Here is a 25,104-nt window from a genome sequence, read left to right on the forward strand (position 1 = left end):
GCGGGACGGCGGAAACAGCGGGACGGGGGGAAGGCCGGCGGCGGAGTCTAGGAGCGTTCGGTGAGGCGGTCGAAGCGCAGGACGAGCCCGTCGAGCAGCGCTTCCAGGCCGGTCTCGAAGGCGCCCTCGTCCACCGTCCCACGATGCCCGGCCAGCCGGTGCGCCTCGCCGAGGTGCGGGTAGTCGACCGCGTCGTACACCTCGGCGTCCGCGGGGAAGCCGGCCGCGAAGGAGGCCAGCGCCGAGCCGGTGACGAAGTAGCGCATCAGCGCGCCGATCCGGGTGGCCTGGCCGCGCGGCCAGCCGGCCTCGACCAGGTGACCGAAGACCGCGTCGGCCAGGCGCAGCGCGTTCGGCCGGCGGCCAGGGCCCTGGGCGAGCACCGGCACGATGTTGGGGTGGGCGGCGAGGGCGGCGCGGTAGGAGCGGGCCCAGTCGCGCAGCGCGTCCGGCCAGGGCGTCGGCCTACCGCCGGGCGAGCGGTCGGGCGCGCCGTCGGGAGTGCCGTCGGGCAAGCCGTCGGGAGTGCCGAACATCGACAAGTCGACCTCGCCGATCACGCTGTCCACCACCGCGTCCAGCAGTTCGTCCTTGGTCGCGACGTGGTTGTAGAGCGAGGGACCGCTGACCGACAGTTCGGTGGCGAGGCGGCGGGTGGAGAGGGCCGCCAGGCCCTCGGCGTCGATCAGCCGCAGAGCAGCGGCGACGATGCGCTCGCGGCTGAGCAGCGGGGTGCGCGGGCGGGCCATCGGGGTGCTGCCTCCGGTTCCTCCGGTCGGGTGGGGCGGGGACCGATTCTGGCAGGCGCCCCTTCCCAGCGCGGGCCGGCCGGGGCTACAGTCCCTCCATAAAACTTGCAGCGCTAGTTTAATGGATCTGGAGCCGCCGCCGTGAACCTGGAGCTGTCCGAGGAGCAGAGCGCCGTCCGGGACCTCGCCGCCTCCTTCACCGACCGCGAGATCGTTCCGCACGCCGCCGCGTGGGACCGCGCCGAGTCCGTCGACCGCGCGATCATCGGCAAGCTGGCCGGGCTCGGCTTCCTCGGCCTCACCATCCCCGAGGAGTACGGCGGCAGCGGTGGCGACCACCTCGCGTACTGCCTGGTCCTGGAGGAGCTCGGCCGCGGCGACTCGGCCGTCCGCGGCATCGTCTCGGTCACGCTCGGCCTAGTCGCCAAGTCCGTCAACGGCTACGGGACTCAGGAGCAGAAGCGGCACTGGCTCCCCCGGCTCACCTCGGGCGAGTCGCTCGGCTGCTTCGCGCTCACCGAGCCCGGCACCGGCTCCGACGCGGCCAACCTCAGCACCCGCGCCGTCCGGGACGGCGACGACTGGCTGATCAGCGGCGCCAAGATGTTCATCACCAACGGCACCTGGGCCGACGTCGCCCTGGTCTTCGCCCGCACCGGCGGCGACGACCCCGACCGGCAGGGCCACAAGGGCATCACCGCTTTCCTGGTGCCCACCGACCTGCCCGGCTTCACCCGCACCGAGATCCACGGCAAGCTCGGCCTGCGCGGCCAGGCCACCGCCGAACTCGCCCTCGACCGGGTCCGGGTGCCCGACAGCGCACGGCTCGGCGAGGTCGACAAGGGGTTCCGGGTGGCGATGTCCGCGCTCGCCAAGGGCCGGATGTCGGTCGCGGCGGGCTGCGTCGGCATCGCCCGTGCCTGCCTGGAGGCCGCCGTCCGCTACGCCGGCGAGCGCGAGCAGTTCGGCCGCCCGATCGCCTCGCACCAGCTCGTCCAGGAACTGCTGGCCGGCATCGCCGTCGACGTCGAGGCCGCCCGGCTGCTCACCTGGAAGGTCGCCGACCACATCGAACGCGGCCTGCCGTTCGCCACCGAGTCCTCCGTCGCCAAGCTCTACGCGAGCGAGGCCGCCGTCCGGGCCGCCAACAACGCGCTCCAGGTGTTCGGCGGCTACGGCTTCATCGACGAGTACCCGGTCGGCAAGTACCTGCGCGACGCGCGGGTCATGACCCTCTACGAGGGCACCAGCCAGATCCACCAGTTGCTCATCGGCCGCGCCCTCACCGGGGTCAACGCCTTCTGACCAGCCCGTTCATCCCATCCGACCAGCCAGGACGGGTCAATCGGACCACCCGGACCACCCGGATTCCCCGGACCACCCGGACCGTCCTGACTGCTCGGATCACCCCGACTGCTCGGATCACTCGGATCACTCGGATCACTCGGATTCAACCGGATAGGAGCCCGACGACGTGCGTCCCGTCTACTTCGCCGCAGCCCGCCGCACACCCATCGGCCGACTGCGCGGAGCGCTCGCCACGGTCCGCCCGGACGACCTCTCGGCCACCGTGCTGCGCGCCCTGCTCGCCGACGTCCCCGCCCTCGACCCCGCCCGCATCGACGACGTCTACTGGGGCGCCGCCAACCAGGCCGGCGAGGACAACCGCAACGCCGCCAGGATGGCCGTCCTGCTGGCCGGCCTGCCGGAGACCGTTCCCGGCGCCACCGTCAACCGGCTCTGCGCCTCCGGGCTGGAGGCCGTCACCCTCGCCGCCCGGGCCATCGGCTCCGGCGAGGCCGACGTCGTCCTGGCCGGCGGCTGCGAGTCGATGACCCGCGCCCCCTTCGTCCTCCCCCGCCCCGACGAGGCCCTCCCGCACCGGATCGAGACCTACGACACCCGGCTCGGCTGGCGGCTCACCAACCCCCGGATGGCCGAACTGCACGGCGTGCTCAGCATGGGTGAGACCGCCGAGGAGGTGGCCGGCCGGTACGGCATCGGGCGGGAACGCCAGGACGCCTTCGCGCTGCGCAGCCACCAACGGGCCGCCGCCGCCCGCAAGGACGGCCACTTCGACGCCGAGCTGATCCCGGTCGAACGGCCCGACGGCGTGACGGTCTTCCAGGACGAGGGCATCCGCGAGGACACCAGCCTGGAGAAGCTCGCCCGCCTCAAGCCCGCCTTCCGCCCCGGCGGCACCGTCACGGCCGGCAACGCCTCGCCGATGAACGACGGCGCGGCCGGGCTGCTCCTGGTCGGCGAGGAGGCGCTGCGCGACCTCGGGTTGCGCCCGCTCGGCCGGTACGTCGCCGGCGCCTCCGTCGGGGTGCACCCCGACGTGATGGGCATCGGCCCGGTGCCGGCCACCCGCAAGGTGCTCGGCCGGGCCGGCTGGTCGCTGGCCGACCTCGACACCGCCGAGCTCAACGAGGCCTTCGCCGCCCAGGCCCTGGCCTCCGCCGACGGCATCGGATTCACCCCCGAACAGGCCGACGAACTGGTCAACCCGAGCGGCGGGGCGATCGCGCTCGGCCACCCGCTGGGCGGCTCCGGCGCGCGCATCCTCACCACCCTGCTGCACCGGATGCGCCGCACCGACGCCCGGCGCGGCCTCGCCACCATGTGTGTGGGGGTCGGTCAGGGCACCGCCGTCCTCGTCGAGAACGTTGACTGAGTGCGCGCCCGCGTTCGCGCTCGCGTTCACGTCCGAGTTCGAGTTCACGTCTGAGTTCACGTCCGAGTTCGAGTTCACGTCCGAGTTCAAGGGAGCACCGGGAATGACTGAAGTAGCCGCAGTGGCCGAAGTGACGGGCCTGGCAGGCAGGTTCGCGGGGAGGGTCGCCGTCGTGACCGGCGCCGCGCAGGGCATCGGCGCGGCCACCGCCCACCGGCTCGCCGAGGAGGGCGCGGCCGTCGCCGTCGTCGACCTCACCGCCGAACGGGCCGCCGGGACGGTCGCGGCGATCACCGCCAAGGGCGGCACCGCACGGGCGTACGGCTGCGACGTGGCCGACTACGACGCCGTCGAGGCGGTGTTCGCGCAGGTCGCGGCGGACCTCGGTGGGGTGCACATCCTGGTGAACAACGCCGGGATCACCCGGGACAACCTGTTCTTCAAGATGCCGAAGGCCGACTGGGACGCGGTCCTGACCGTCAATCTGACCAGCGCGTACAACTGCAGCCACGTCGCGCAGAAGTACATGGTGGCGCAGAAGTACGGGAAGATCGTCTCGCTCAGCTCGCGCTCCGCCCTCGGCAACCGGGGACAGGCCAACTACGCGGCCGCCAAGGCCGGCATCCAGGGGCTCACCGCGACCCTCGCGATCGAGCTGGGGCCGTTCAACATCAACGTCAACGCCGTCGCCCCCGGGTACGTCGCCACCGCGATGACCGCGGCCACCGCCGAGCGGGTCGGCAGCACGGCCGAGGACCAGCAGGCGGAGGTCTCCGCCCGGACCCCGCTGCGCCGGGTGGGACAGCCGGAGGAGATCGCGTCCGTGGTCGCCTTCCTGGCCAGCGAGGACGCCTCGTACGTCAGCGGGCAGACGCTGTACGTCAACGGCGGGGCGCGGTAGGTCTAGCCCGGGCGGGGACCTTCAAGGACTCTTCAGCATTAGTACGATAATACTGACGTGGCGTCACATAGCCGTCCTGGGCGTGGGGTTACCTTCACCTGGGACGGCCTTTACCTTTTCGCGTGGCCGAGCATGACCATGCCTCTGATCAGGCGACCCCACCAAATGACTATGGCATGATCATGCGGCAGTCGATGGGATGGCCGGACCGACCCGACCGGACCAGGTCGGGCCCTGCGCCCCAAGGAGTCCCATGGGCAGCCCCGCCCCCCTTCGCCGTGCCCTGGCTCTGCTCGCCGTCGGGGCCACCGCCCTCACGGCCGGCACCATCGCCGTCCCGGCGGTCGGCGCCGCGACCGCCGCCCCCGCGCACGACCTCACGGGCGTCCACGTCCGCCCCGCCTCCTTCGGGCACCACAACGCCCAGGGCCGCACCGCCCCGCTGACCACCACCCAGTGCGTCAGCCAGATCGGCATCCACTGCTACTCGCCGCTGCAGTACCGGAACGCCTACAACCTGAACCCGCTGTACCAGGAGGGCATCACCGGCAAGGGCCGCACGATCGTCATCGTCGACTCCTTCGGCTCGCCGACCATCCAGCACGACCTGGAGGTCTTCGACAAGCAGTGGGGCATCCAGGACACCAACGTCGAGGTGGTCAAGTGGGGCAACGTCCCCGCCTTCGACCCCAAGAACCCCGACCACACCGGCTGGGCCGGCGAGACCACGCTGGACGTCGAGTACGCCCACGCCATCGCCCCCGACGCGCACATCGTCCTGGTCGAGACCGGCGTCGCCGAGACCGAGGGCACCACCGGCCTGCCCGAGATGATGGACGCCGAGAAGGCCCTCATCAAGGCCGGTCGCGGCGACGTCATCTCGCAGAGCTTCGGCGCCACCGAGAACACCTTCCCGGGGTACGACAAGGGCGACTTCAAGTCGCTCACCGACCTGCGCTACGCCTTCCAGGCCGCCGCCGACCACAACGTCACCGTGCTCGCCGCCTCCGGCGACAACGGCGCCACCGACTCACAGACCAACGGCACCGACCTGTACCCGTACAAGGTCAACTCCTGGCCGTCCTCCGACCCGCTGGTCACCTCCATCGGCGGCACCCAGCTCACCCTGGACGACAACGGCGCGCGCACCGCGCCCGACAAGGTGTGGCACGACAAGTCCGGCGCCGGCGGCGGTGGCGTCTCCGGCATCTTCGAGCGCCCGTGGTACCAGGCCGGGGTCGCCAACGTCACCGGCAACCACCGCGGCACGCCCGACATCAGCATGAGCGCGGCCGTCGACGGCGGTGCCTGGACCTACGAGTCCTACGACCCGACCTCCGTCGGCTGGCACCTCACCGGCGGCACCAGCGAGGCCACCCCGCTGTTCTCCGGCGTCGTCGCCCTCGCCGACCAGCTCGCCGGCCACCGTCTCGGCCAGCTCAACTGGCGCCTGTACGGGCTCAACCTGCTCCCGAGCGCGTGGAGCGGCATCACGGACGTGAAGGAGGGCGACAACTCCTGGGGCAGCGTCACCGGCTACACCGCCACCGAGGGCTACGACCTCTCCAGCGGCCTCGGCACCATCGACGGCGCGAAGTTCGTCCACGCCATCGCCGGTCGCTGACGGGCCGCAGTGAGTAGCAGGTAACAACTAACAACTAACAGCGAACAGATAACAGATTTCGAAATCTGTTATCTGTTCGCTGTTTTCTGTTCTCTGTCATCTGTTCGCGGCCAGGTGCCGGTCGTCCGGCCCAGCCGCGCGCGGCGCGAAGGGTCAGACGCGGTCCGCCGGGGCGGAAGCAGGCGTCACGGCGGGCTCCGGGGCGGCGGCCAGTTGGGCGAGGTAGCGCTCGGCGGCGCGGAGCTTGCGGCCGTCGGGGCCCGGGAGGTAGGCGCGGAGCTCGATGATCTCCGGGGCGATCCGAAGGGCCGCCGCACGATCGGGGACCGAGCGCCAGCAGGCCTCGGCGTTGGTGGCCGCCTGTTGGGTCTCCGGGTGGTCCGGCCCCTGCGAACGGAGCAGCGCCAGGGCCACCTCGCGGTAGATGTCCGCGGCCTCGGCCGGCCGCCCCGCGAGACGGCACACGTGCGCCCGGACCTGGCGCACCTGGAGGACCGGTTCGGAGACGGCGCCGTGCTCGGCGATCACCTCCAGTTCGAGGGCGAAGGCGAGTTCGGTGGCGGCGCCGTGCTCTCCGGCGTCCGCGCTGCGGACGATCCGGCCGATGGCCTCCCGGTAGTCGGCACGCGGCTGACCGGACACCGGAGCGTCGACGGGCACAGCATCGGCAGGTACCTCGTCCGCCGGGACGGGGTCCGCCGGGGCCTCCGCCACCGGGACCGCGTTCACGGGGGCCTCGTCGCCGGTCGGGGCCGTGCCGTCCGGCGCTTCCGCCGTCGGCACCGCGTCGGCGGGGGCCTCCTCCACGGGAGGGGCCTGCGCCGGGACGGCGTCCTGCGGTTCCGCCGTCAGCGTGGCGGCGTCCGCCGGTGCCTGCTCCGGCTCCCGCTCCGACTCCGGCTCCATCTCCGGCTGCTGGGGCTTGGCCAGCGTCACGCCTGCGGACGGCTCGACGGCCTCGGGCGTCGCGTCCGTCGGAGCGGGCTTGTGCAGGGTCACGCCGGCCGGGCCGGCCTGCTGCCCCTTCAGCAGGCTGACCGGGCGGGCCGGCCTCGGCGGGGTGGGCGGCACGCCGGTCTTGACCAGGCTCACCGGACCGGCCCCGGCCGCGGGAGCAGGGGAGGCCGACGGCAGCGGAGCCGTGGGCGCCACGGGCCGTTCGACGACGGCGTCCTGTGACTCCGCCCGGCCCGGCACCGGCGGCACCGGCAGCGCGGGCGGCCCGGACGACACCACATCGGCGCGCACGGCATCTATCGGCACCGCATCGACCGGCACTGCGTCGGCCGGCGGCGCCGCCTCGGCCGGCGCCGATACGTCGGCCGGCGGACCGTCGCCACGGCGGGCGGTGTTGCGGAAGAGCGGGCGGTCCGGGGCGTGCGTGGCCAGGATGACGACGTCCGGCCGCAGCACCGAGTACACCTGCTGCCGCAGTTGCTCGGGCGCGAGCACGTCGCCCGCGCCGGGGCGGCCGCCGTGCAGCGCCTCGATCAGGGCGCGGGTGAAGGTACCGATCTGCTCCGGGTCCGGGCTGACGACCGCCCAGAGCGGGATACCCTCGCTGAGCGGCGAGGCGGCGCCCTGGAGGTACGGCCAGGCGTTCTGGTCGGCACTGAGGTCGGCGACGACGAGGGTCTGCCACTCGGCCGGGCGGTGGCTCAGCTCGGCGGCGACGGCCTGCCAGGGCAGGCCGTCCTGCTTGGAGTCGCGCAGGGTGAGCTGGAGCTGTCCGCCGCGCTTGTCGGCGACCACGTGACCGCCCAAGTGGACGAGCAGCGGCCCCGGATGGCGGGACGCGGCGCGCAGGTGGGCGAGGACGGTGTGCGGGTCGCTGGCGCCGGGGAGGTGGACGGCGTCCACCGCGTCCGCGGCGAGCAGCACCTGCGGTGAGACGGCCGCGAGCATCGCGGACAGCACCGACGCCTGGGCGGGACCGCCCCGACCCCAGGTGCGACGCCCGGAGTTGCCGTACCCGCCCTCGACGACCAGGATCCGTCCGCGCGGCGCCGCCCCCAGTCCGCCCGTACCGGGAGCGCTCACGCCCGGGGCCGGGAAGGACAGCGGCGTGGCCGTGGACGGCGGCGCGCCCACGGCGGGCATGCCGGTGACGGTCCATCCGGTGGGCGCGGTCGGCGGCGGGCCCGGCACCGCGGCCGGAGCCGTCGGCGGGGCTGCCGGAGCGGACGGCGGGAGCGGGGGCACGGGCGGCGGCTCGTAGAGCGCGGCGGGCCCGGGCGGGTGCTCCTCGGCCGGGGTGCGCGGCGGCGGTACGGCGTCCCAGGGGCCCGAGTCCGCTGCCGGTTCGGGGCCTCCGGGGACAGCTGTCGTCTCCGCCATCTTCTGGTCACCGCCCACCCCGCCGCTTCGCGGCGTCTGATGCCCTTGCCGGGTGGTGCCTACCACCACTCCCGTCGCGCCACCCTACGAGATCCCGGCACACCCGATCCAGGCCGGGTCTCCGATCGGAGCGCCACGCGGCCCGCTATCGTGCCGTCATGGCAGGCCCCGGTACACCTCTCCTGTTCCTCGACGTCGACGGACCGCTCATCCCCTTCGGCGCGCCGCCCCCTGGCGGCTACCCCGTCTTCCGCGGCGACTCCGCCGCCGCACCCGGTCCGGGCGTCAACCCCCTGCTGGCCCGCGTCGATCCGGCACTCGGCGAGCGCCTGCTGAGCCTGCCGTGCGAACTGGCGTGGGCGACGACGTGGATGTCCGATGCGAACGAGTGCCTCTCCCCCTGGCTCGGACTGCCGCAACTACCCGTCGTAGACTGGCCGGTGGCGGACGGCGACGAACCGGCCGGCCTGCACGGGAAGACCCGCGCGTTGGTCGCCCGGGCTGCCGGCCGCCCATTCGTCTGGGTGGACGACGAGATCACCGCCACCGACCGCCGCTGGATCGCGGCCCACTCGCCCGCCCCCGCGCTCCTCCACCGCGTCGACCCCCAGCGCGGCCTCACCGCAGCCGACTTCGCCACCCTGGATGCCTGGTTGCGCGCACTACCGACTCGACGCGCCCTGGACTCCCCGACCATCTAGACTCCCGGACCATGGACTTCGCCGCCGGACCGCCCCTGCCCTGGCACCTGACGCTGGGCGGCGGGGCGGTGGTCGAGCTGTGGGCGGACGGGTACGGCGTCGAGGGCGGGGCGTACGTCTTCAGCCTGCTCGCCCGGGCCACCGTGGCGGAGCAGGGGCAGGTCGGCGTCGTCGCCCGGACGCCGGCGGACCCGACCCGGGTGGGTGTGGCGGTGGCCCGCGTCCCGGTCGCCGCCGTCTGGGACGTCCACACCGCCACCGAACGCACCGTCGACGGCCGGTGCGTCTGCCCGACCTGACCGACCCCACCGGCCATGCCCTGCATGTCGCTGCCCGGTCACCCCGAGGGGCGGCCGGGCAGCGGCATGCAGGGGACCTCAGGAACCGGCCAGCAGATCGCGGAGCAGGGCGACGGTGTCGGCGTCCAGGTCACGGCCGGTGCGGCGGCTGAGCGCGTCGAGACGGTTGACGGCGCGCAGGAGTTGGTCGCGGGCGCCGGCCGAGGCGTAGGCGTAGAAGAGGTCCCGGTGCAGGAGTTCGACGTCCGGGGCGACGGCGAGGCCACGGAAGACGGCGGCCTCGGCGCTGCGGTGGTCGCCGTACTGCAGGCGGCGGGCGGCCAGTTCGTGGGCGGTGTCGACGATCGCCGCGATCATGTCCTGGCGTTCGGCCTCGGCCCAGCCGTAGGAGGCGGGCGGGGCCTCGGCGAACGGGGCGCCGCGCACCAGGGCCAGGGCGTGGGCGAGGGCGGCGTCGGCGGTGGCGCTGGTGCTGCGCATGCCGCGCCGGTAGAGGCTGCGGAACTCGTCCCAGTCGCAGGTGACGACCGGGGTGAAGGAGTAGCCGTCGGTGGTGTCGGTCGGCAGGAAGGCGCGGCCCTCGGGCGAGGTGCCGAACCAGGCGGCCAGGTCGGCGAGTTTGCCGGGGAGCGGGCTCTTGGCGTCGGCCGCGGTGGGGTGCGGGTCGAGGTGGGCGGCGCCGGGGTGGAGGTCGTGGTCGAGGGCGTGGTGGTCGGCGCCGGGCCGCAGCGCGAGGTAGACGGCGAGTTCGGTGAGCCGGGACAGCGCGCCGGGTTCGGCGGCACCGAGGGCTCCGGCGACGTCGACCGGGCCGAGCAGGCGGATCCGGGGGGCGTTGCGGGCGGCGTGGGCCTCCGGGGAGCGCAGGATGGCGAGCAGGTCGTCGCTGTCGCTGCGCCCGGGGGTGGTCTGGGCGACCGGGGCGGCGGCGGGGCCGGGCTCGGATCCGGGTTCGACCCCGGGCTCGGCGTAGGAATCGGCCTGGGAACCGGCTTCGGCCGGGGCCCCGGCTTCGGTGCCGGGCACGAGGTCGGGCGAGGGCTCCGGCCGGGACGGGACGCGCGGGTCGACGCCGGAGGGCGCGGGCGCGGGCTGGTGGACCGGGGCCGGCTCGACGGGCGGCGGCGGCACGACCGGCTGGACGGACTGGACGGCGGGCACGGACGGGACGGACGGCACGGACGGCACGGGCTGGACGGACGGCACGGCGAGGACGGCCGCGGGGGCTTGCTGCGGTGCCTCCGCCGCATCCCCCGCCACCGCGTCCGGGCGGCGCAGGTCCCGGGTGGCCTCGTCCGCTGCCTCGTCCGCGGCCTCGTCAACGACCTGACCGACCACGAGCTCTTCCTCGGTCCCGATCCCGATCCCGCTCCCGGTACCGGCTCCGCTCCCGCTCCCGACCTCGGTCTCGGTCTCGGCGGAGGCGGCCTGCCGCCCCTGTCCGTTGACCGCGTACCGCCCCGGCCCGGCCGGAGGGGCCGGCACCGGCGTCGCCGGGTCGGTGCCCGCGAACGGGCTGGCGCCGGTGCCGATGACCCGGGCGAGCAGCCGGGGCCCGGCGGCCGTGTCCGTACCGCCCTGCCCGCCGGCCGCGGGGGCCCCGACGGCGGCCAGTACGGGTACGGCGGCGGGCAGTTCGGCCGTGTCGGCGTCGTCGTCCGCGTCGGGGTCGAGGCCGGGACCGTCCAGGGTCCAGGCGGGCGCCGGATGCTGGGTGAGGTCGTCGGCGGCGCGGAGCAGTTCGGCGACCTGGTCGTACTGCTGGTCGCTGAGCCGCTGGAGTTCGACGGTGAGGTGCAGGCCGGGGATGGCCGCCTGGCCGGTGGCCGGGAGGGTCCAGCGGGCGACCGGGCCGGTGCCGCGTTCGGGGGCACGGGTGATGACGGCGACGCAGGTGCGCGGCCGGGCGTCGAGCAGACGGCCGAGTTCGGCGGGGACCTCGCCACCGGGCTGCTGGGCGCAGAGCACGATCTCGGGGGTCCAGGACTCGTCGGCCTGGCCCCGGCTGCGGGCGTCGCGCGGGCTGGCGGCCTCGGCGGCGACCAGCGTGGCGCGGGCCTTGGCGGTGCGCGGGCCGAGGGCGGCGAGCGCGGCCTCCAGGGTGGGGTGGCGGTGGATGCGTTCGGCGGCCGGGCCGCTGATCGGCACCTCCTCGGCGAGGTCGACCAGGTGCAGGTGGAGCCGGTCGGCGAGCGGGCTGTGCGCGAGTTCGATGGCGAGGGTGCGCAGGATGTCGCGGGCGTCGTCGGGGTGGCCGGAGAGGTGGAGCAGCCGGACGGCCTCCAGGTCGGCGAGGACGACCGAGCCGTCGGGCGAGGTGCCGAGGGTGACCAGGGCGGGGTAGGGCGCGGCGGTCTTGCGGGCCTGGGCGGCGCTGAGCAGGTCGCCGGAGTCGAGGCTGCACCACCAGACGTTGGCGGCGTGCGCGGCGCGGAACGGCGCGATCGGGGTGGCCGGGCCGGAGAGGTGCAGTTCGATGGTGTGGCCGGGGGTGATCCGGGCGGCGACGATGGCGGGCAGGCGCTTGCCGCCGCGCACGGTGTTGCGGGCCATGGTGCGCAGGGCGCGGTCGAGCAGGTCGAGGCCGGCGTCGTCCTGACGGGCCCTGAGCTCGTTCTCGAAGGCGGCGGCCTCGGCGTCGGGCATGGTGATGCGGTGCCGGGGGCGGCGGGCGCGCAGCTGGGTTCCGCGCTTGTGCGCGACGGTGCCGACCATGACGGCGGCGAGCAGGACACCGACGGTGGAGGCGGTGAGGGCGATGGAGTAGTCGTCGCCGGCGGCCGGTTCGGCGTGCGCGGCGGGGGCAGGCGCGTGGGTGGGCGCGTGGGTGGGCGCCGGGGTGACGGGCTGGGACGCGGCCGGGGTCGGCGCGGCCTGGGTCGGCGCGGGGGCGGGGGTGGCGGGCGCCTGATCGGCCGGCGGCTGGCCGGTCGACGGCGCCGGCTGCGGCGCCGGAGCGGGAGCGGGCTCGGACGAAGGAGCAGGCGCAGGCGCGGGAGCGGCCGCCCCCGGCACCGTGAGCACCATCCCGGGCACCAGCACGTCCGGATCGGTCAGCCGTTCCCCGTCCGGCGCCTGGGCGCCCTTGTTCGCCTCGAACAGCTTCGGCCACGCCTCGGCGTCCCCCAACTCCCTTTGGGCGATGGCGGACAGGCTGTCCCCGCCCTGGACGGTCACCGTCGCATGCCCGCTCGCGCCCGGCTCCGTCCCGGCCTGCGGCACCTGGGCCGACCCGGCACCGGGAGCGGGGGCGGGGGCGGGCTCGGACGAAGGAGCGGGCGCAGGAGCAGGCGCGGGCGCCGACCCGTCCGCCTTCGCGTCCCCCGGCATCAGCAGCGCCCACCCCGGCTGGATCGGCCGGTCGGCGTCGAAGCGGATGCCGGAATCGTCCATCACCCGGCCGTCGTTGAGCTTGGCGATATCCACCCACCGTTCACCGGAGCCCAGTTGGCGTTCGGCGATGGACCACAGGCTGTCGGCGGGCCGACTGTCCCGCACGGTGTACGTGGGGTTCTGCTCGGCGGCGGGCGCCAGGGCGGGCGCGGCCTGGGCGGCGGGCAGGGCGGCGCGCTGCACGCCGGCCGCCAACTGCGCCGGGGCGGTGGCGGTGTGGGCCGGGGTGGCGGCGAAGGCCGAGCCGGCGACCGGCATCAGCGCGAACACCGAGCCGACCAGGCCGGCCGCCATCCGCTGGCTCCAGCCGAAGGCGGGGATGCGGCGGGCGATCCGGCCGCGCAGTTGCGCGGGGATCTCCAGCAGGACGGAGAGCGCGAAGCAGGCCCATGCGAGCCAGCCGACCACGACCAGCAGCCAGAGGAACAGCCGTCCGTCGTCCGGGCCGGTGAGCGCCTGGCCGACGCCGTCCGGCGCGACGTCGCCCATCGCGGCGACCGCACGGGTGCCGTAGAGCAGCAGCGCGGGGACACCGAGCAGCAGGGCGAGCAGGGTGACCAGCGCGGCGAGCGCGGTGATCAGGGCTGCGCCGCGGCCGCGCCCGCGCGGTGGGCGGGGCACCGGGGCGGCGGGGCGGCCCGCGGCCCGGTGTCCGGTGTGGGCCCGGCCGTCGGCGCCCCGGGCCTGGTCCTTGGCACCGGGGCTCCGGCCCTTGGCGGTTCGAGCCCGGCCCGGGGCGGTTCGGGCCTGGTCCTTGGCACGTGGCGCGGCCATCAGTCGGTCTCCGCTTTCTCGACTCCGTGGACGAGGGTCGCACTGCCCTTGCCCGTTACCTTCCGCTCCCCGAGCGCGCCCAGCAGGACGGGCCGGTAGTCGGCCCGCACGGTGACGGTGACGACCTTGCCGTCACCGGAGAACTCGACCTCGCCCGCCTGAAGGCCGTACAGGGCCAGGTAGGCGTCGGCAGCCTGCCGGACGTACTCCTGCTGGACCCTGAAGCCCTTCCCCTGGAGGACGGCGGCCTGGTCGAGCTGCTGTCCGCCGACCCGCGCGGCCTCCTGGGCGTAGGCGTCGGTGCGTTCGGCGACCCGCAACCGGCCGCCGGCGTCGATCACCAGGGCGATGACGAGCACGACGTAGGCCGCGCAGATCGCCACGAAGAGGGCGACCGCGCCCCGGTCGGAGCGGCGCCGGCGCCGCGCCCTGACAGGCACTCCCATCCCCCCTGCCCCTCCCGCCCCTCGTCCTCCCCACCGGCCCCCACCGGGCGCCGGCCGGTCCCGTCGCGTCATCCCCCGTGCGCTCTCCGCTTGCGTCTCCCCCGCGCGGGCCGTCCCCAATCCCCCGTCGTGGCCCGTGTCCCGCCGGGTGCCGCCCCGGGTCGTCATGTGCCCCGGTAGCGGTCCACCACGGAGGTGAACTCGCCGACGAGGTGCTTCGTCACGGGTACGCCGGACGGTCCGCCGAGCAGGTCCGCCAGTTCGACGTCGCACACCACGGTGACCTTGACGGTCGTGACGGCGCCGCCGGGCAGGTCCAGTTGGCCGGGCACGACCTGGACGTCCCCGTTGCGGCAGGAGACGCCCTGCTGGCGCAGCGTCGCGAGGGCCGAGTCCCGGCCCGGCTGCGTCATCCCGTCGACGCTGCGCTGCAGCGAGGCGGTGCGGGCGCCGGCCCGGGCGGCGGCCTCGACCGTACCGGCCGTGGTCTGCACCCGCCCGGCGGCGATGGCCACCAGGACCAGTCCGACCACCGGGGGCACGACGATCGCCGCCTCGATGGCGACCGCGCCGCCGTCGCTGCGCCGGACCGGCCACCACCGGGGTCGGCGCGCGGCGCGGCGCTCGGAACGGCGCTCGGAACGGCGCTCGGAACGGCGCTCGGCGCGGAGCGCCGGCCACCGACCGGCCCGGGTCCGCGGTCTCACGGCGCCACCGCCACCGGCGGGACGAAGTGCTCGCGCGGCGCCTCGGCGAACTGCGTGAGGGCGGGCGCCGACAGCCCGGGTATCAGCAGCGGCGGGCGCACCGCCACCGTGACCCGGACCACTTCGGGCGTGCTGCCGTCGGTCGTCACCGTGTACGAGTGCACGCCCTGCCGGTCGAGGAAGTCCCTGGCCTGTCGGCGCGCCGCCTCGTTCTTCACCTCGTCCGTCGCGTTGCCCTGGATCCGGCCGGCGTCCACGCCCTCGCGGGCGGCGGTGAGCGCGAGCTGGCGGTCGTACCACAGCAGCGCGGCCTGGACGACGAGCATCAGGAGCACCAGGACGACCGGGAAGACGATGGCGAGGCTCACGCTCATCGACCCCCGGTCGCCGCGGCGGCGAGGTCGGTACGTCACTTGGTGGCGCCTCCCGCGCCCGCACCCGGCATGTTCGGGTCCTGCTCGACCTTCTGCACGACCTTGTCCTTCAGCAGGTACAGCGCGGTCGCGACGGCGCCCGCGACGAAGACCAACGCGATGATGGCGAGGGCGAGTTCGATGCTGATCGCGCCGCGGTCGCCGCGCGCGCGGGCGGCCCGCAGCCGGCCGAGCCGCAGGGTGAACAGCAGCAGGGCGAACTGCACGGGCAGCAGGACGGGCCGGATCAGCCGGCCTGCCAGGTGGACGAGTCGGACGGTCATTCGGGTCTCCCGGGGGTGGAGTGCGGTGTGGTGCCAGATGCCCTGCGAGGATGGTCAGTTGAGCATCTGGTGGAGTGCGGGGAAGACGATCAGGACGGTCATCAGCAGGGTGAGGGCGGCTCCGGGTGCGACCATCCGCTCGCTGTCGGCGTTGGCGCGGGCGAGGTCCTCGGCGAGCAGCTCGCCGCGCAGGCCCTTGGCGCGCGCCCGCAGGGTGTCGTACACGGCGGCGCCGTCGGTGCCGGACAGCCGCATGATGTCCGCCACGTCCTGCAGCGGGCTGAGCCCCAACTCCTCGGCCAGCGCGTCGAGTCCGGCCCAGGGCGGGAGCCGGTCGGTGGCGGCGCGGTCGAGGGCGTCGCGGATGCGCCGGAACACGGTGCCGCGCCCGACCGCGGCGGCGCGGCGCAGCGCCTCGGCGGGCCCGCAGTCGGCGGCCCGTTCCAGGGCGACGAGTTCGAGGTAGGCGGCGATGCCGTGCAGGTACTCGGTGCGCGCCTCCTTGGCCTCGCCGCGCACGATGGCGTCGGGGACGAACCAGAGCAGGCCGGCCAGCAGCGGCCCGGCCAGCAGCGGCAGGGCGAAGGGCAGGCCGATGTCCATCAGCGCGGCCATCGCGCCCAGGTAGGCGGGCAGCAGCAGGCCGATCGCGGCGAACAGCAGCTTGTGCACCATGAACCGGGCCGGGGCGCGGCCGATCAGGGCGAGTTCGCGGTGCGGCAGGGACACTCCGCGCAGGCCGATCGAGCGCTCGCCGATCCGGTCGTACCAGCGCGGCCGCTCGTCCGGGTCCGCAGCCCGTTCGGCGGGGGTGCGGTGCAGCCGGTCCAGGGCCTGGCGCAGGTCGGGCGGCGCGGGCCGCAGTTCGGCGATCAGCAGGGCGACGCCGCCGGCGGCGACGGCCCCGGCCAGCACGGACCAGGGGGAGATCACCGGACCTCCCCGAGCTGCTGGAGCGCCTCGTCCTCGCGCGCCGGGGCGCGGCGCCCGGCCTTGCCGCGCCGGTCGGACGCCAGCAGCCGGGGCACCGGCGGGTGCGAGGCGAGGGCGCGCATCCAGGCGATGATCGCGACGAACAGGGCGGCGACGACGGCGAGCACGATCTGGCCGAGCAGCGTGCCGTACGGCCGGGTGTACTCGGTGTTGAAGGAGCCGACCGTGACGACCAGCACGATGATGCCGACCAGCCAGCGGATGGTGGTGCGGTGCTTGGCCCGGTCGGCCTCGATGGCGCGACGCTGGCGGACCTCCTCGCGCACCGAGTCGGCCATGTCGGCCAGTGCCCGGGCCAGGCCGGGGCCGCTGTCGCCGGACCGCAGCACGAGCGCGGCGAGCACCTTGTCGGCGGTGGCGTCGGCGACGCTGTCGGCGAAGGCCTGGAGCGCCTCCTCGGGCCGCCAGCGGGCCTGGAGCCGGGCGGCCAGTTCACCGATCTCCTCCTCCAGGGCGGCGGGGGCGGTGCGGCGGCTGGTGACGATGGCCTGGTTGAGGCCGACGCCGAGCAGCAGCACGTCGGCGATGCGCTGGGTCCACTCGGACAGTGCCTCCAGGCGTTCGATCCGGCGGGTGTCCGGGCGGGTGGTGTCGAACAGCCAGGGCAGGCCGAACACGGCCAGCGGCACCAGCAGGGCGGCCAGCGGGATGCCGGTGAACAGCCAGGCGAGCGGGGCGCCGGCGAGCGCGAGCGGCAGCTGGATCCGGCGCAGCCGGGCGACCCGGGCCGAGGCGGCGCCGGGGGCGCCGTACCAGAAGACGTGGGCGCGGCCGGCCAGCGGGTTGCTCCGCTCCGGGGTCTCGTCCTCGTCCGCCGGGTCGCTGCCGCGGGCCCAGGCCACCAGGGCGACCAGGCCGCCCGCGACGGCCAGCCCGCACAGGGCGAACAGCAGCATCATCGCGCGCCACCGCCGATCCGCAGTTGCAGCGGGGTGGCCCAGCCGCCGTAGCGGGAGCCGAGCAGGGCGGCGTCGAAGCCGGCCCTGCGCAGGTCGTCCAGGCACTGCGGCGGGGTGTGCGGGACGGCCCGCGGCTCACCGAGGTCCACCCGGGGGCCGAACACGGTGTTCAGCGCGGGCCGGCCGCTCTCACCGAGGCCTGCGACCTCCAGGACGTGGGAGACGAAGCGGTGCCGGCGGCCGCCGACGGCGGTCTCGTCGACCATGGTGACGTGCACGATGAGGTCCAGGGCGTTGGCGGTGAGCCGGTAGGCGAGCGAGTCGGTCATGTGCGAGCCGTACTCCAGGCAGAGTTCGGCGATGCGGTCGACGACCATGTGCGGGCCGCGAGCGTGCAGGGTGCACATCGAGCCGCCCTCTCCGTTGGTCATGACCCGCAGCATCGGGACGACCTCGCCGGATCGGACCTCGCCGACGATGATCCGGGACAGCGTCATCCGCAGCGCCGCCGGGATGAGGTCGCCGATCGTCAACTCGCCCGCCAGGCGGCCTTCGACGCGTTCGCCGTTGCCCTCGCGGGCCTCCATCGGGACGACCTGGCGCAGGTGGCCGAGAGTGTGCAGCCACAGCTCGAACTCCGACTCCAGGGTGCCGATCCGCTCGTCCGGCGGGATCTCGGCGGCCATCGCGCGCAGCAGGCTGGTCTTGCCGACGCCCTGGGTGCCGGTGATCATCACGTTCTTCCGGGCCCGGATCGCGGCGGCCAGGAACGCGGCCAAGGTGCTGTCCAGGGTGCCGAGTTCGACCATCTCCGGCAGGGTCGCCGAGGCCACCCGGTGGCGCCGGATCGCCACGTAGGGGCGGGGCGTCACCTCGGTGAGCGCCTGGAGGCGCATGCCGCCCTCCAGGCGCAGCGCGAGGGTCGGGCTGGCGGTGGACAGGCTGCGCTCGCCGCCGCCGTGCTGACGGGCCAGGTCCTGGAGCAGTTCGACGAGTTCGGCGTCGCTCTCGGCCACCGGCGGTACCTGGCGCAGGGGTTGGTGCACCCGGGAGACCCAGACGTCGTCACAGCCGTTGATCAGGATGTTCTCGATCTCCGGGTCGTCCAGGTAGGGCTGGAGTCGCCCGGCCCGGAACAGCAGGTCGAAGACGGCCTCGGCGAGCGCGCGGTCCTGCTCCCGGGTGGGCGGGATGCCATGGGTCTGCGCGTAGGCGTCGGACCAGCGGGCGACTGCCTCCTCGATCAGCGCGCGGCCGCGCTGGCGGCGGGTGGCGCGGTCCGGTTCGGCGCCCGAGGTGGCGGTCAACCGGGTGATCTGCTGGTGCAGTTCGGCCGCGACCTGGCGCTTCAGCTCGCGGGCCACCTGCGGGTCGACGGCCGGCCGGGTGGCGGCGCCGCGCAGGTCGAGCGAGGGCAGCTGGGAGGGCACGGCGGTGGGCGTGGCCGCGCCGCCCGCCTGGACGTACGGCGGCGGCGCGGGCTGCGGGGCGACGGGGCCCGGCCGGTAGGCCTGGGGCGGGGCGGCCGCCGGCGCCTGGGCCTGGGTCTGCGTCTGTGTCTGCGTCTGGGCCTGGGTGGCCCAGGGCAGCGCGGCCGGGTCGGCCGCGGGGTGCTGGTGCAGGGGGCTACCGCGCACGGAGCACCTCCCCGGGGTTGTACGGCTGCGGACCGTTCGGGTGTGCCTGATCAGGTGTCACGGCGGGCTGCTGGAGCGGGTAGCGGCCGTCGTCCTCGGGCTCCGGGCGGACGTACCCGGGCTGCTGGCCGTACGGGGCCCCCACCTGCTGGTCGTACGGGGTGGGCCCGCCCTGCTGGTCGTACGCGACGTAGCCGGCCTGCGGCCCGTACGGCGGCTGAGGCTGCTGCTGGACGTACCCCGGGAACGGGGCCGGAGCGGCCGGCTGGGGGGCCAGCCCGGCCAGCGGCGCCACCGGGCCGGTGGTGATCACCGGCCCGACCGGCTGCGGCGGGGTGTACGAGGGCTGTTCCCCCTCCACCGGCCGGTACGCCGCCGGCACGGCCGCCTGCGGGGTCGGCACCGGGGGCTGGGCGTGAACCGCGGTCGGGGTCTGGGCCGGGGTCCCGGTCCGGGCCGCGGCGGTGAGCTGGGCCGGGACCGGCGCGGCGGTCGGCGCGAGCCGCTGGCGACGGCGGCGGACCAGCAGCTGCACCTCGTCCGCCGCCGAACGCGCCGTCCGCATCAGCTCCGAGCGGATGAACCGCCGGTCGGTGATGTCACCGCCGTCGGAGAGCACCCGGGCGGTGCGGGTGGCGTGCGGCAGCAGCCCCAGCACCGGCAGGCCGAACTCGCGCGCCACCTCCGGCCCCGAGTACGGCCCCTCGGCGACCAGCAGCAGTCCGAGCGCGTCCACCCCGGTGCCGGCCGTGGCGAGGTCCTCGGCGAGCGCGGCCAGTCGGGGCCGGGCCGAGCTCAGGCCGCGCAGCGTGGTGCGGACGGTCACCGCGACCACGTCCGCCCGGCGGGCCAGCACGGCGCTCACGCCGGTGGCGCCGGAGCGGCCGAGGTCCACGATGACGTCGTAGCCCTGCGGTTCGAGGCCGTGCAGCAGGTCGACGAGCGGCTCCCAGGTGTAGGCGAGGCCCGGGGCCTGGGTGGGGTCGGTCAGCCCGGGCAGCAGCAGCCGCTCGGCGGTGCCCTCGGGCGAGAGGTCGATCAGCTGCTCCCAGATGGTCTCGGCGAGCAGTCCGCGCCGGTCCGCGACGGCCAGGTTGCGCAGCCCGTACACCGCGTCGACCCGGCCCTCCAGGGCGCCCGCGAGCACCGCGCCGCCGTCCGGGTCGGCCTCCACCAGCAGGACCCGCCGTCCGGACTCCAGCGGCCAGGCCAGCAGCAGGGCCAGGGCCGCCGTGGTCGCGCCGGGCGCGCCCGGGCCGCCGGCCACCGCGATCACCGCCATCAGGCGCCACCCGCCCCGGTCGGGGGCACGGGGGCCGTGGCAGCGCCGGGGGTGGTCCCGGTCGCCGGGGCCGTCGGCACGGTACTGCCGCCGGTGCCCGCACCGGCGGTCCCGGTCGCGCCGCCGGCCGCGGCGGCGCGCGGGGCCAGCAGGACCTGGATCCGGCCGCCTGCCACCCACTGCGCCAGCCGGGGGCCGTCCGCCGCGCCGACGGCCACGTCGATCACCTGGCTGCCGTCGGTGTCCACCCGGCCGACCGTGATGACCGTCGCGGGCATCGAGTCGGCCTTGGTGTTGTCCGGGGTGTAGACCACGACGATCTGCAGCCCCGGCTGGAGCCGGCTGGCGGGCAGCTGGCTGCGCTTGGCCGAGACGCCGACCACGATCTGGCCGGGCTGCACCGCCAGGGTCTGCGCGACGTCGCCCCTGGTGAGCATCGCGCCGCGCTTGAGGTCGGTGGCGGCCCGCATGCCGACCGCCTTGTCCCGTTCGGTGGCGGACAGCGGCCGCAGCGCCGGATCCCCGGCGATCCGGGCCACCACCAGGTCGTCGTCGGTGATCACCTGCCCCCACGGGATGTCCCGGGCCAGCGCCAGCACGGCGACCCGCTGGCCGGTGCTGTTGTAGAGCACCGCACCGCCCAGGCCGCCGGCGGCGATCAGCGCGACGGCCATCGCCAGCACCGCCGGGCGCCGTCGCCGGGCCCGCAGCGTCCGGCCGGGGACGTGCGGGGCGGCGCGCCCCTTGCCCTTGCCCGCGCCGCCGCCCGGGGCCTCGCCCGGCCCCTGCCCCTGGTCCGGGACCGCCACGGACACCGCGGCCCCTGCGGGTGTGCCGGATCCCGGCGTCGCGAATGTACGGTTCTCCACCGGGTTCCGCCCTTCCCTCGTGCTCGTTCCGGATCGTCAGTACTGGGTTCTCGGTGCTCGGGTCACCGCTGCTCAGGCCGCCGGTGCCGGGCTTCGACACATGGACTTCGGCGCCGTGGTCGCGTGCGGCCGGGCCGCCGGCGCCCCGCAGCCGGGCCGCGGGGCATCGGACGTCCGCCGCCGCCAGGTCAGTTGAGGACCTGCACCTCGGCGACCTTGAGCGTGAAGTTCGAGGACTGCGGCATCTTGACGTCGAAGGTCTTCGCGTTCGGCCCCGTGACCACGACCTCGCCCACCCAGTTCGCCGTCACCGTGCCGTTGAAGACGCCGCTCTTCCTGGTGCCCGAGCCCACGGCGAACTCGTAGCCGCAGTCCGGTGACTTGGCGGCGCCGTACTTGGGGTCGTACGGCGTCCCGGCCTTGTCGCAGGTCACGGAGACGCCGCTGTCGAAGACCCAGGTCACGCCCCTCAGCACCGGTGTGACGGTGACGGAGGCCCCCGGGACGGACAGCGTCTTGGGCGCGGGCGCCGCCACGCCGTCCAGCCAGAGCCAGACCGGCGCCTTCACCACCGCCGTGCCCTTGGGCGCGACGCCCGCCGTCGGCTTCGGGAAGCGCATCTCGTGGGCGAAGCCGAAGCCGACGTCCACCAGGTTCAGCGCCGGCGGCCCGGCCGGCGAGGTGGCCTCGAACACGATCTCGGCGCCGTCCTGGCCGCCGCCCGTCTGCGGGCAGACCTTCGAGTAGAGCGCGCCCTCGGACGGCTTGTGGCCCTGCCACTCCGGGTCGCCCTCGGGGGGCGGGTTGTCCAGCGGGCGGAAGTAGCACCCGACGCCGCTGTTGAACCAGCCGCGCTCCGGGTCGTGGCAGGGCCACTGCTGGTCGTGGTAGCTGCACAGCAGCGGCCCGTCGCCCGTACTTCCGCCACCGCCACCGCCACCGCCGGGTTGCGACGGTCCGGGCTTCGGTTTCGTGCCCCCGGAGTTGACCCCGGAGCAGATCACATCCGGGTAACACTGTTCGGCACCTCCGCCCGGCGGTTCGTCCGCCGCCGCCGACACCGCCGAGGCCAACAGCAACCCGGCGGACAACGGCGCGAGGATCGCGAATCGCCGGGCCGGTTTACGCGTGTTCAGCATGCCCGGTCCACCTCCCGCTTGAAGTCGTAGATCAGCCAACGTGCTTGGAACCAGCGCAGGGACGCGGTCGCGACGTAGCGGTTCAGTCGGTCGCCCGGATCCTTCGCCACCTGGGTGACGGCGTCGACGCGGTGCCATCCCGATACGTCGACGCAGTCCTCGATCACGGCGGTCTGCGGATCGGCTTTCAGGTCAATGGCCTTGACCACCGCCGAATTGCGCGGCGTTCCGGTCATCACCAGTTTGGCGTCGCGAAGTTGGCGGAGGCTGACCAGGGTGTCGGTAAGGGCCCGCCCGGAAGAGTACGTCTCCAGAGCGAATCCGTCCGAATCCGACCGCCCGAATGCCTCGGCCTGGGCCTGCCACCAGTCCTGATACGTCTTCAGGGCGAGTCGCCCCATGGCACCTTCCGGCCCGTCCGTCGGCGCGATCGAGGTGTTTACCGAACCACCCGAAGGAGGTACCGGATCCACTCCCGCGACACTGGGCGCAGCCGTTCCGAGCCGATCGACGGAACCGTCGGCACCGCCGCTCGCACAGGCGCCGAGGAGCAACACCAGAACCACCCCACCGACCCCAACCGCCCCAGGGCGCAACACATTTCCGCGCTGCCGCATCGCCCCACCTCGTCGCGACCGACCGATTCATGATCCGTGGCCGCCGGAAGAATTCCGTCGTCCCGCAGGTGTTTCCGCTGGGGATCGATTCTTCGCCAACCCACCCCATCACGGCAACACCTCAGGCCACCTGACCTTACGCGGAAGGCGGTTCCGTCGGGGCACTTTCCCGCCACAGAACGGCCAACAGTTCTTCGGAAAGCGACAATCCGGCCAATGCGCCCCGAACCGCGGCCCGATTGCGCATCAACAGGCGCCCGCCCTGCGGCGGAACGAGCAGGCGCGCGCCCGGCGCACCCGAACTACCCGGCGCTTCGCCCCCGTCGAGCAGCGCGGCGACGGACGGCTGGAGGTCCAGCGGGGCGACGGCGGCCGGGGCACCCGGGACGCCCTGCCGCAGCACGGTGGTCAGGGCGTGGCTGAACGATCCCTCACCACCCGGCAGTACGGCGTCCCGGCCGCGTCTGCCCGGGGTGTACCGGCCGACCCGGCCCCACAGCGGGACGCGCGGGTAGGCCAGCAGTTCCCCCGCGCCGTCCTCGCCGCCGCCGCGCTCCAGCGCCGCCCAGGTGTCCCGGTCGGCCACCGCGTCGACCAGCAGCAGGGCCTCCTCGTGGTCGCCGTGCACCATCGCGCTGACCACCCAGTCCCAGGCCAGGCCACGCCGGTAGGCGTTGTCGGCGGTGCTGCCGCCGGTCACCAGGGCGAGCCGGCGCCCGCGCGGATCGACCGCCAACTGGCCGACCAGGCAGACCACCAGCCACCGGCCCGGGTGCTGGGCGGCCTCCCGGACGGCGGTGAGCATCGCGTTGGCGTCCGCGTCCGGCGCCACCTCGGTGACCCGGCAGCCGGCCGCGCCGACGTCGAAGCACATCCCGGGCAGCACCCGCGCGAGCAGCCGGGCTCCGTCCGGCGCCAGCGCCGAGCCCCCGAAGCCCCGATCGGGCCCGCCGTTCGCCCCGATCACCACCAGGTCGACCCCGCCCGCCATCCGCACGCCCCCTCCCATGCCGGCCCCGGCGCACCCGGGGCCGCCCGCCGCGCCCGCCGCTGCCGTGGTGAGCAGGGGCGCGTACCGTACCGCCGCCGGGCAGGCTACCGCTCCGGGCGGCCACCGACGGGGCTCCCGGCCCGTCCGCTCAGGGACCATGGGCCCTATCGGCACGCGCGCCGACCGGAGGACGATCGGACGCATGGAGCGTGAGGACCGTGTGGAGACCCTGAGCGAGGCCGAGTGCCTGCGACTGCTCAGCACCGTGCCCGTCGGGCGCGTGGTGTACACCGAGCACGCGCTGCCGGCCGTGCTACCGGTCTCCTTCGAGGTCCTGGACGGGCGGTTGGTGCTCGCCGTGCGCCGGGGAAGTGCCACCGCGCGCGGGCTTGACGGCACGGTGGTGGCCTTCCAGGCGGACCTGCTGGACCCGGTCACCCGGACGGGCTGGAGCGTGCTGGTCCACGGCCGGGCGGACGTGGTGCGCGAGCCCGAGCAGGTGCGGCGGGTGCTGCGATCCGGCCTGCGGCCGTGGGTGGGGGACCCGGAGCCGCTGTTCGTCGCGCTGGTGCCGGAACTGGTCAGCGGCCGGCGGCTGTTCCCGACCGGGCAGGACGCGCTGGGGCGCGGGGCGCTGCGGTCCTGAAACACCCGCAGGCCGCCGCGCCCCCGGGTTCCTGTGTTCCTGTGTTCCTGTGTTCCTGTGTTCCTGTGTTCCCGCGTTCCGCACCGCTGACAGATACCGGCGGGTACGCATACGCTTCCGGCGTCCTGACCCCTCCCCCAGGAGCGCACCGTGACGAGCTTCGCCTCCCTCGCCGATCTGACCGCCGCCGTCGGCACCGAACTGGGCACCAGCGAGTGGCACACCATCGGACAGCGGCAGATCGACCTGTTCGCCGAGGCGACCGGCGACCACCAGTGGATCCACGTGGACCCGGAGCGGGCCAAGGAGAGCCAGTTCGGCTCGACCATCGCGCACGGCTACCTGACCCAGTCGATGATCCCGGTGCTGGCGAAGGAGTGCTACGGCGTCGAGGGCGTGCGCATGGCGCTGAACTACGGCTCGGAGAAGGTGCGCTTCCCGGCGCCGGTGCCGGTGGGCACCGCGATCCGGGCCACCGCCGAACTGCTCTCGGCCACCGAGGTGCCGGGCGGGGTCCAGGCGGTGGTGCGGTTCACGATCACCAGCGCGGAGAGCGCCAAGCCGCACTGCGTCGCGGAGACGATCACCCGCTTCTACGCGTAGCGGTACCGGACGGTTCTCCGCGTAGCGGCACCGGGCGGTGGCCCTGGGCGCGCGGCCGGGGCGGGGTACGCCGATTGGCCCGCGCGGGGCCGCTCACCAGGTCCGGACGGCCCATGACGAGTA

Annotated in this window: 23 protein-coding genes; 8 read left to right on the top strand and 15 right to left on the bottom strand. The window is 74.9% G+C overall.

Features of this window, described 5'->3' with window-relative positions; genetic code table 11:
- Window positions 1-47: 47 nt before the first annotated feature.
- Window positions 48-749 carry a TetR/AcrR family transcriptional regulator gene (locus ACIO9K_RS00550; protein WP_400325605.1) on the bottom strand — a complete coding sequence of 234 codons (702 nt, stop codon included), beginning with the start codon at window positions 747-749 and terminating at the stop codon, window positions 48-50.
- A 141-nt stretch (window positions 750-890) separates the two neighbouring features.
- Here ACIO9K_RS00550 and ACIO9K_RS00555 point away from each other — a divergent pair, with 141 nt between their 5' ends.
- From ACIO9K_RS00555 to ACIO9K_RS00570, 4 genes are all read left to right on the top strand, one after another.
- On the top strand, window positions 891-2,054 hold the full coding sequence (locus ACIO9K_RS00555) for an acyl-CoA dehydrogenase family protein (RefSeq protein ID WP_400325608.1): 1,164 nt from the start codon (window positions 891-893) through the stop codon (window positions 2,052-2,054).
- A 169-nt stretch (window positions 2,055-2,223) separates the two neighbouring features.
- The gene (locus ACIO9K_RS00560; RefSeq protein ID WP_400325611.1) at window positions 2,224-3,426 is read left to right on the top strand and encodes a thiolase family protein; all 1,203 of its coding nucleotides are present in this window, start codon (window positions 2,224-2,226) and stop codon (window positions 3,424-3,426) included.
- Between the two features lie 103 nt (window positions 3,427-3,529).
- Entirely contained in the window at window positions 3,530-4,327 is a 798-nt protein-coding gene (gene fabG, locus ACIO9K_RS00565; protein WP_363579158.1) for a 3-oxoacyl-ACP reductase FabG, read from the top strand.
- Between the two features lie 253 nt (window positions 4,328-4,580).
- The gene (locus ACIO9K_RS00570; protein WP_363616840.1) at window positions 4,581-5,951 is read left to right on the top strand and encodes a S53 family peptidase; all 1,371 of its coding nucleotides are present in this window, start codon (window positions 4,581-4,583) and stop codon (window positions 5,949-5,951) included.
- Window positions 5,952-6,104: 153 nt separating this feature from the next.
- Here ACIO9K_RS00570 and ACIO9K_RS00575 read toward each other — a convergent pair whose 3' ends face one another.
- Entirely contained in the window at window positions 6,105-8,288 is a 2,184-nt protein-coding gene (locus tag ACIO9K_RS00575; RefSeq protein WP_400325616.1) for a hypothetical protein, read from the bottom strand.
- A gap of 158 nt (window positions 8,289-8,446) precedes the next feature.
- Here ACIO9K_RS00575 and ACIO9K_RS00580 point away from each other — a divergent pair, with 158 nt between their 5' ends.
- Both ACIO9K_RS00580 and ACIO9K_RS00585 read left to right on the top strand, forming a co-directional pair.
- Window positions 8,447-8,989: an HAD domain-containing protein gene (locus ACIO9K_RS00580; RefSeq protein ID WP_400325619.1), complete on the top strand. Its 543-nt coding sequence runs from the start codon at window positions 8,447-8,449 to the stop codon at window positions 8,987-8,989.
- A gap of 11 nt (window positions 8,990-9,000) precedes the next feature.
- The gene (locus tag ACIO9K_RS00585) at window positions 9,001-9,288 is read left to right on the top strand and encodes a hypothetical protein (RefSeq protein WP_400325622.1); all 288 of its coding nucleotides are present in this window, start codon (window positions 9,001-9,003) and stop codon (window positions 9,286-9,288) included.
- Window positions 9,289-9,366: 78 nt separating this feature from the next.
- Here ACIO9K_RS00585 and ACIO9K_RS00590 read toward each other — a convergent pair whose 3' ends face one another.
- The 13 genes from ACIO9K_RS00590 to ACIO9K_RS00650 form a co-directional block, all read right to left on the bottom strand.
- Complete coding sequence (locus tag ACIO9K_RS00590) at window positions 9,367-13,455, bottom strand: LysM peptidoglycan-binding domain-containing protein (RefSeq protein ID WP_400325624.1); 4,089 nt, start codon at window positions 13,453-13,455, stop codon at window positions 9,367-9,369.
- Window positions 13,455-13,901 carry a hypothetical protein gene (locus ACIO9K_RS00595; protein ID WP_363616820.1) on the bottom strand — a complete coding sequence of 149 codons (447 nt, stop codon included), beginning with the start codon at window positions 13,899-13,901 and terminating at the stop codon, window positions 13,455-13,457. Before ACIO9K_RS00595 ends, ACIO9K_RS00590 begins: the two co-directional genes overlap by 1 nt.
- A 164-nt stretch (window positions 13,902-14,065) precedes the next feature.
- Window positions 14,066-14,608 (bottom strand): TadE/TadG family type IV pilus assembly protein, encoded by a 543-nt coding sequence (locus ACIO9K_RS00600; RefSeq protein ID WP_400325627.1) that lies wholly within the window; start codon window positions 14,606-14,608, stop codon window positions 14,066-14,068.
- On the bottom strand, window positions 14,605-14,982 hold the full coding sequence (locus ACIO9K_RS00605) for a TadE/TadG family type IV pilus assembly protein (protein ID WP_063350046.1): 378 nt from the start codon (window positions 14,980-14,982) through the stop codon (window positions 14,605-14,607). The genes ACIO9K_RS00600 and ACIO9K_RS00605 overlap by 4 nt, the downstream gene beginning before the upstream one ends.
- A gap of 35 nt (window positions 14,983-15,017) precedes the next feature.
- A complete protein-coding gene (locus tag ACIO9K_RS00610) occupies window positions 15,018-15,305 on the bottom strand; it encodes a hypothetical protein (protein WP_363579173.1) in 288 nt (95 codons plus the stop codon).
- A gap of 54 nt (window positions 15,306-15,359) precedes the next feature.
- Window positions 15,360-16,238, bottom strand: coding sequence for a hypothetical protein (locus ACIO9K_RS00615; RefSeq protein WP_363579175.1), 879 nt, complete (start codon window positions 16,236-16,238; stop codon window positions 15,360-15,362).
- Complete coding sequence (locus ACIO9K_RS00620; protein WP_363579177.1) at window positions 16,235-17,197, bottom strand: type II secretion system F family protein; 963 nt, start codon at window positions 17,195-17,197, stop codon at window positions 16,235-16,237. Before ACIO9K_RS00620 ends, ACIO9K_RS00615 begins: the two co-directional genes overlap by 4 nt.
- On the bottom strand, window positions 17,194-18,834 hold the full coding sequence (locus ACIO9K_RS00625) for a CpaF family protein (protein ID WP_400325632.1): 1,641 nt from the start codon (window positions 18,832-18,834) through the stop codon (window positions 17,194-17,196). Before ACIO9K_RS00625 ends, ACIO9K_RS00620 begins: the two co-directional genes overlap by 4 nt.
- The gene (locus tag ACIO9K_RS00630; RefSeq protein WP_400325634.1) at window positions 18,824-20,116 is read right to left on the bottom strand and encodes a hypothetical protein; all 1,293 of its coding nucleotides are present in this window, start codon (window positions 20,114-20,116) and stop codon (window positions 18,824-18,826) included. The genes ACIO9K_RS00625 and ACIO9K_RS00630 overlap by 11 nt, the downstream gene beginning before the upstream one ends.
- Window positions 20,116-20,931, bottom strand: coding sequence for an SAF domain-containing protein (locus ACIO9K_RS00635; RefSeq protein ID WP_363616810.1), 816 nt, complete (start codon window positions 20,929-20,931; stop codon window positions 20,116-20,118). The genes ACIO9K_RS00630 and ACIO9K_RS00635 overlap by 1 nt, the downstream gene beginning before the upstream one ends.
- Window positions 20,932-21,173: 242 nt before the next feature.
- Window positions 21,174-22,124, bottom strand: coding sequence for a hypothetical protein (locus tag ACIO9K_RS00640; RefSeq protein ID WP_363579185.1), 951 nt, complete (start codon window positions 22,122-22,124; stop codon window positions 21,174-21,176).
- A complete protein-coding gene (locus ACIO9K_RS00645; RefSeq protein WP_363616806.1) occupies window positions 22,118-22,681 on the bottom strand; it encodes a hypothetical protein in 564 nt (187 codons plus the stop codon). The genes ACIO9K_RS00640 and ACIO9K_RS00645 overlap by 7 nt, the downstream gene beginning before the upstream one ends.
- A gap of 196 nt (window positions 22,682-22,877) precedes the next feature.
- On the bottom strand, window positions 22,878-23,732 hold the full coding sequence (locus ACIO9K_RS00650) for a hypothetical protein (RefSeq protein ID WP_363579189.1): 855 nt from the start codon (window positions 23,730-23,732) through the stop codon (window positions 22,878-22,880).
- Window positions 23,733-23,934: 202 nt separating this feature from the next.
- Between ACIO9K_RS00650 and ACIO9K_RS00655 the strand changes: the two genes are divergently transcribed.
- On the top strand, window positions 23,935-24,378 hold the full coding sequence (locus ACIO9K_RS00655) for a pyridoxamine 5'-phosphate oxidase family protein (protein ID WP_063350036.1): 444 nt from the start codon (window positions 23,935-23,937) through the stop codon (window positions 24,376-24,378).
- A gap of 150 nt (window positions 24,379-24,528) precedes the next feature.
- Window positions 24,529-24,981, top strand: a complete 453-nt coding sequence (locus ACIO9K_RS00660; protein WP_363579191.1) for a MaoC family dehydratase — start codon at window positions 24,529-24,531, stop codon at window positions 24,979-24,981.
- Window positions 24,982-25,104 lie beyond the last annotated feature (123 nt).

The sequence above is a fragment of the Kitasatospora sp. NPDC087271 genome (genome assembly GCF_044744605.1).
GTDB lineage: Bacteria > Actinomycetota > Actinomycetes > Streptomycetales > Streptomycetaceae > Kitasatospora.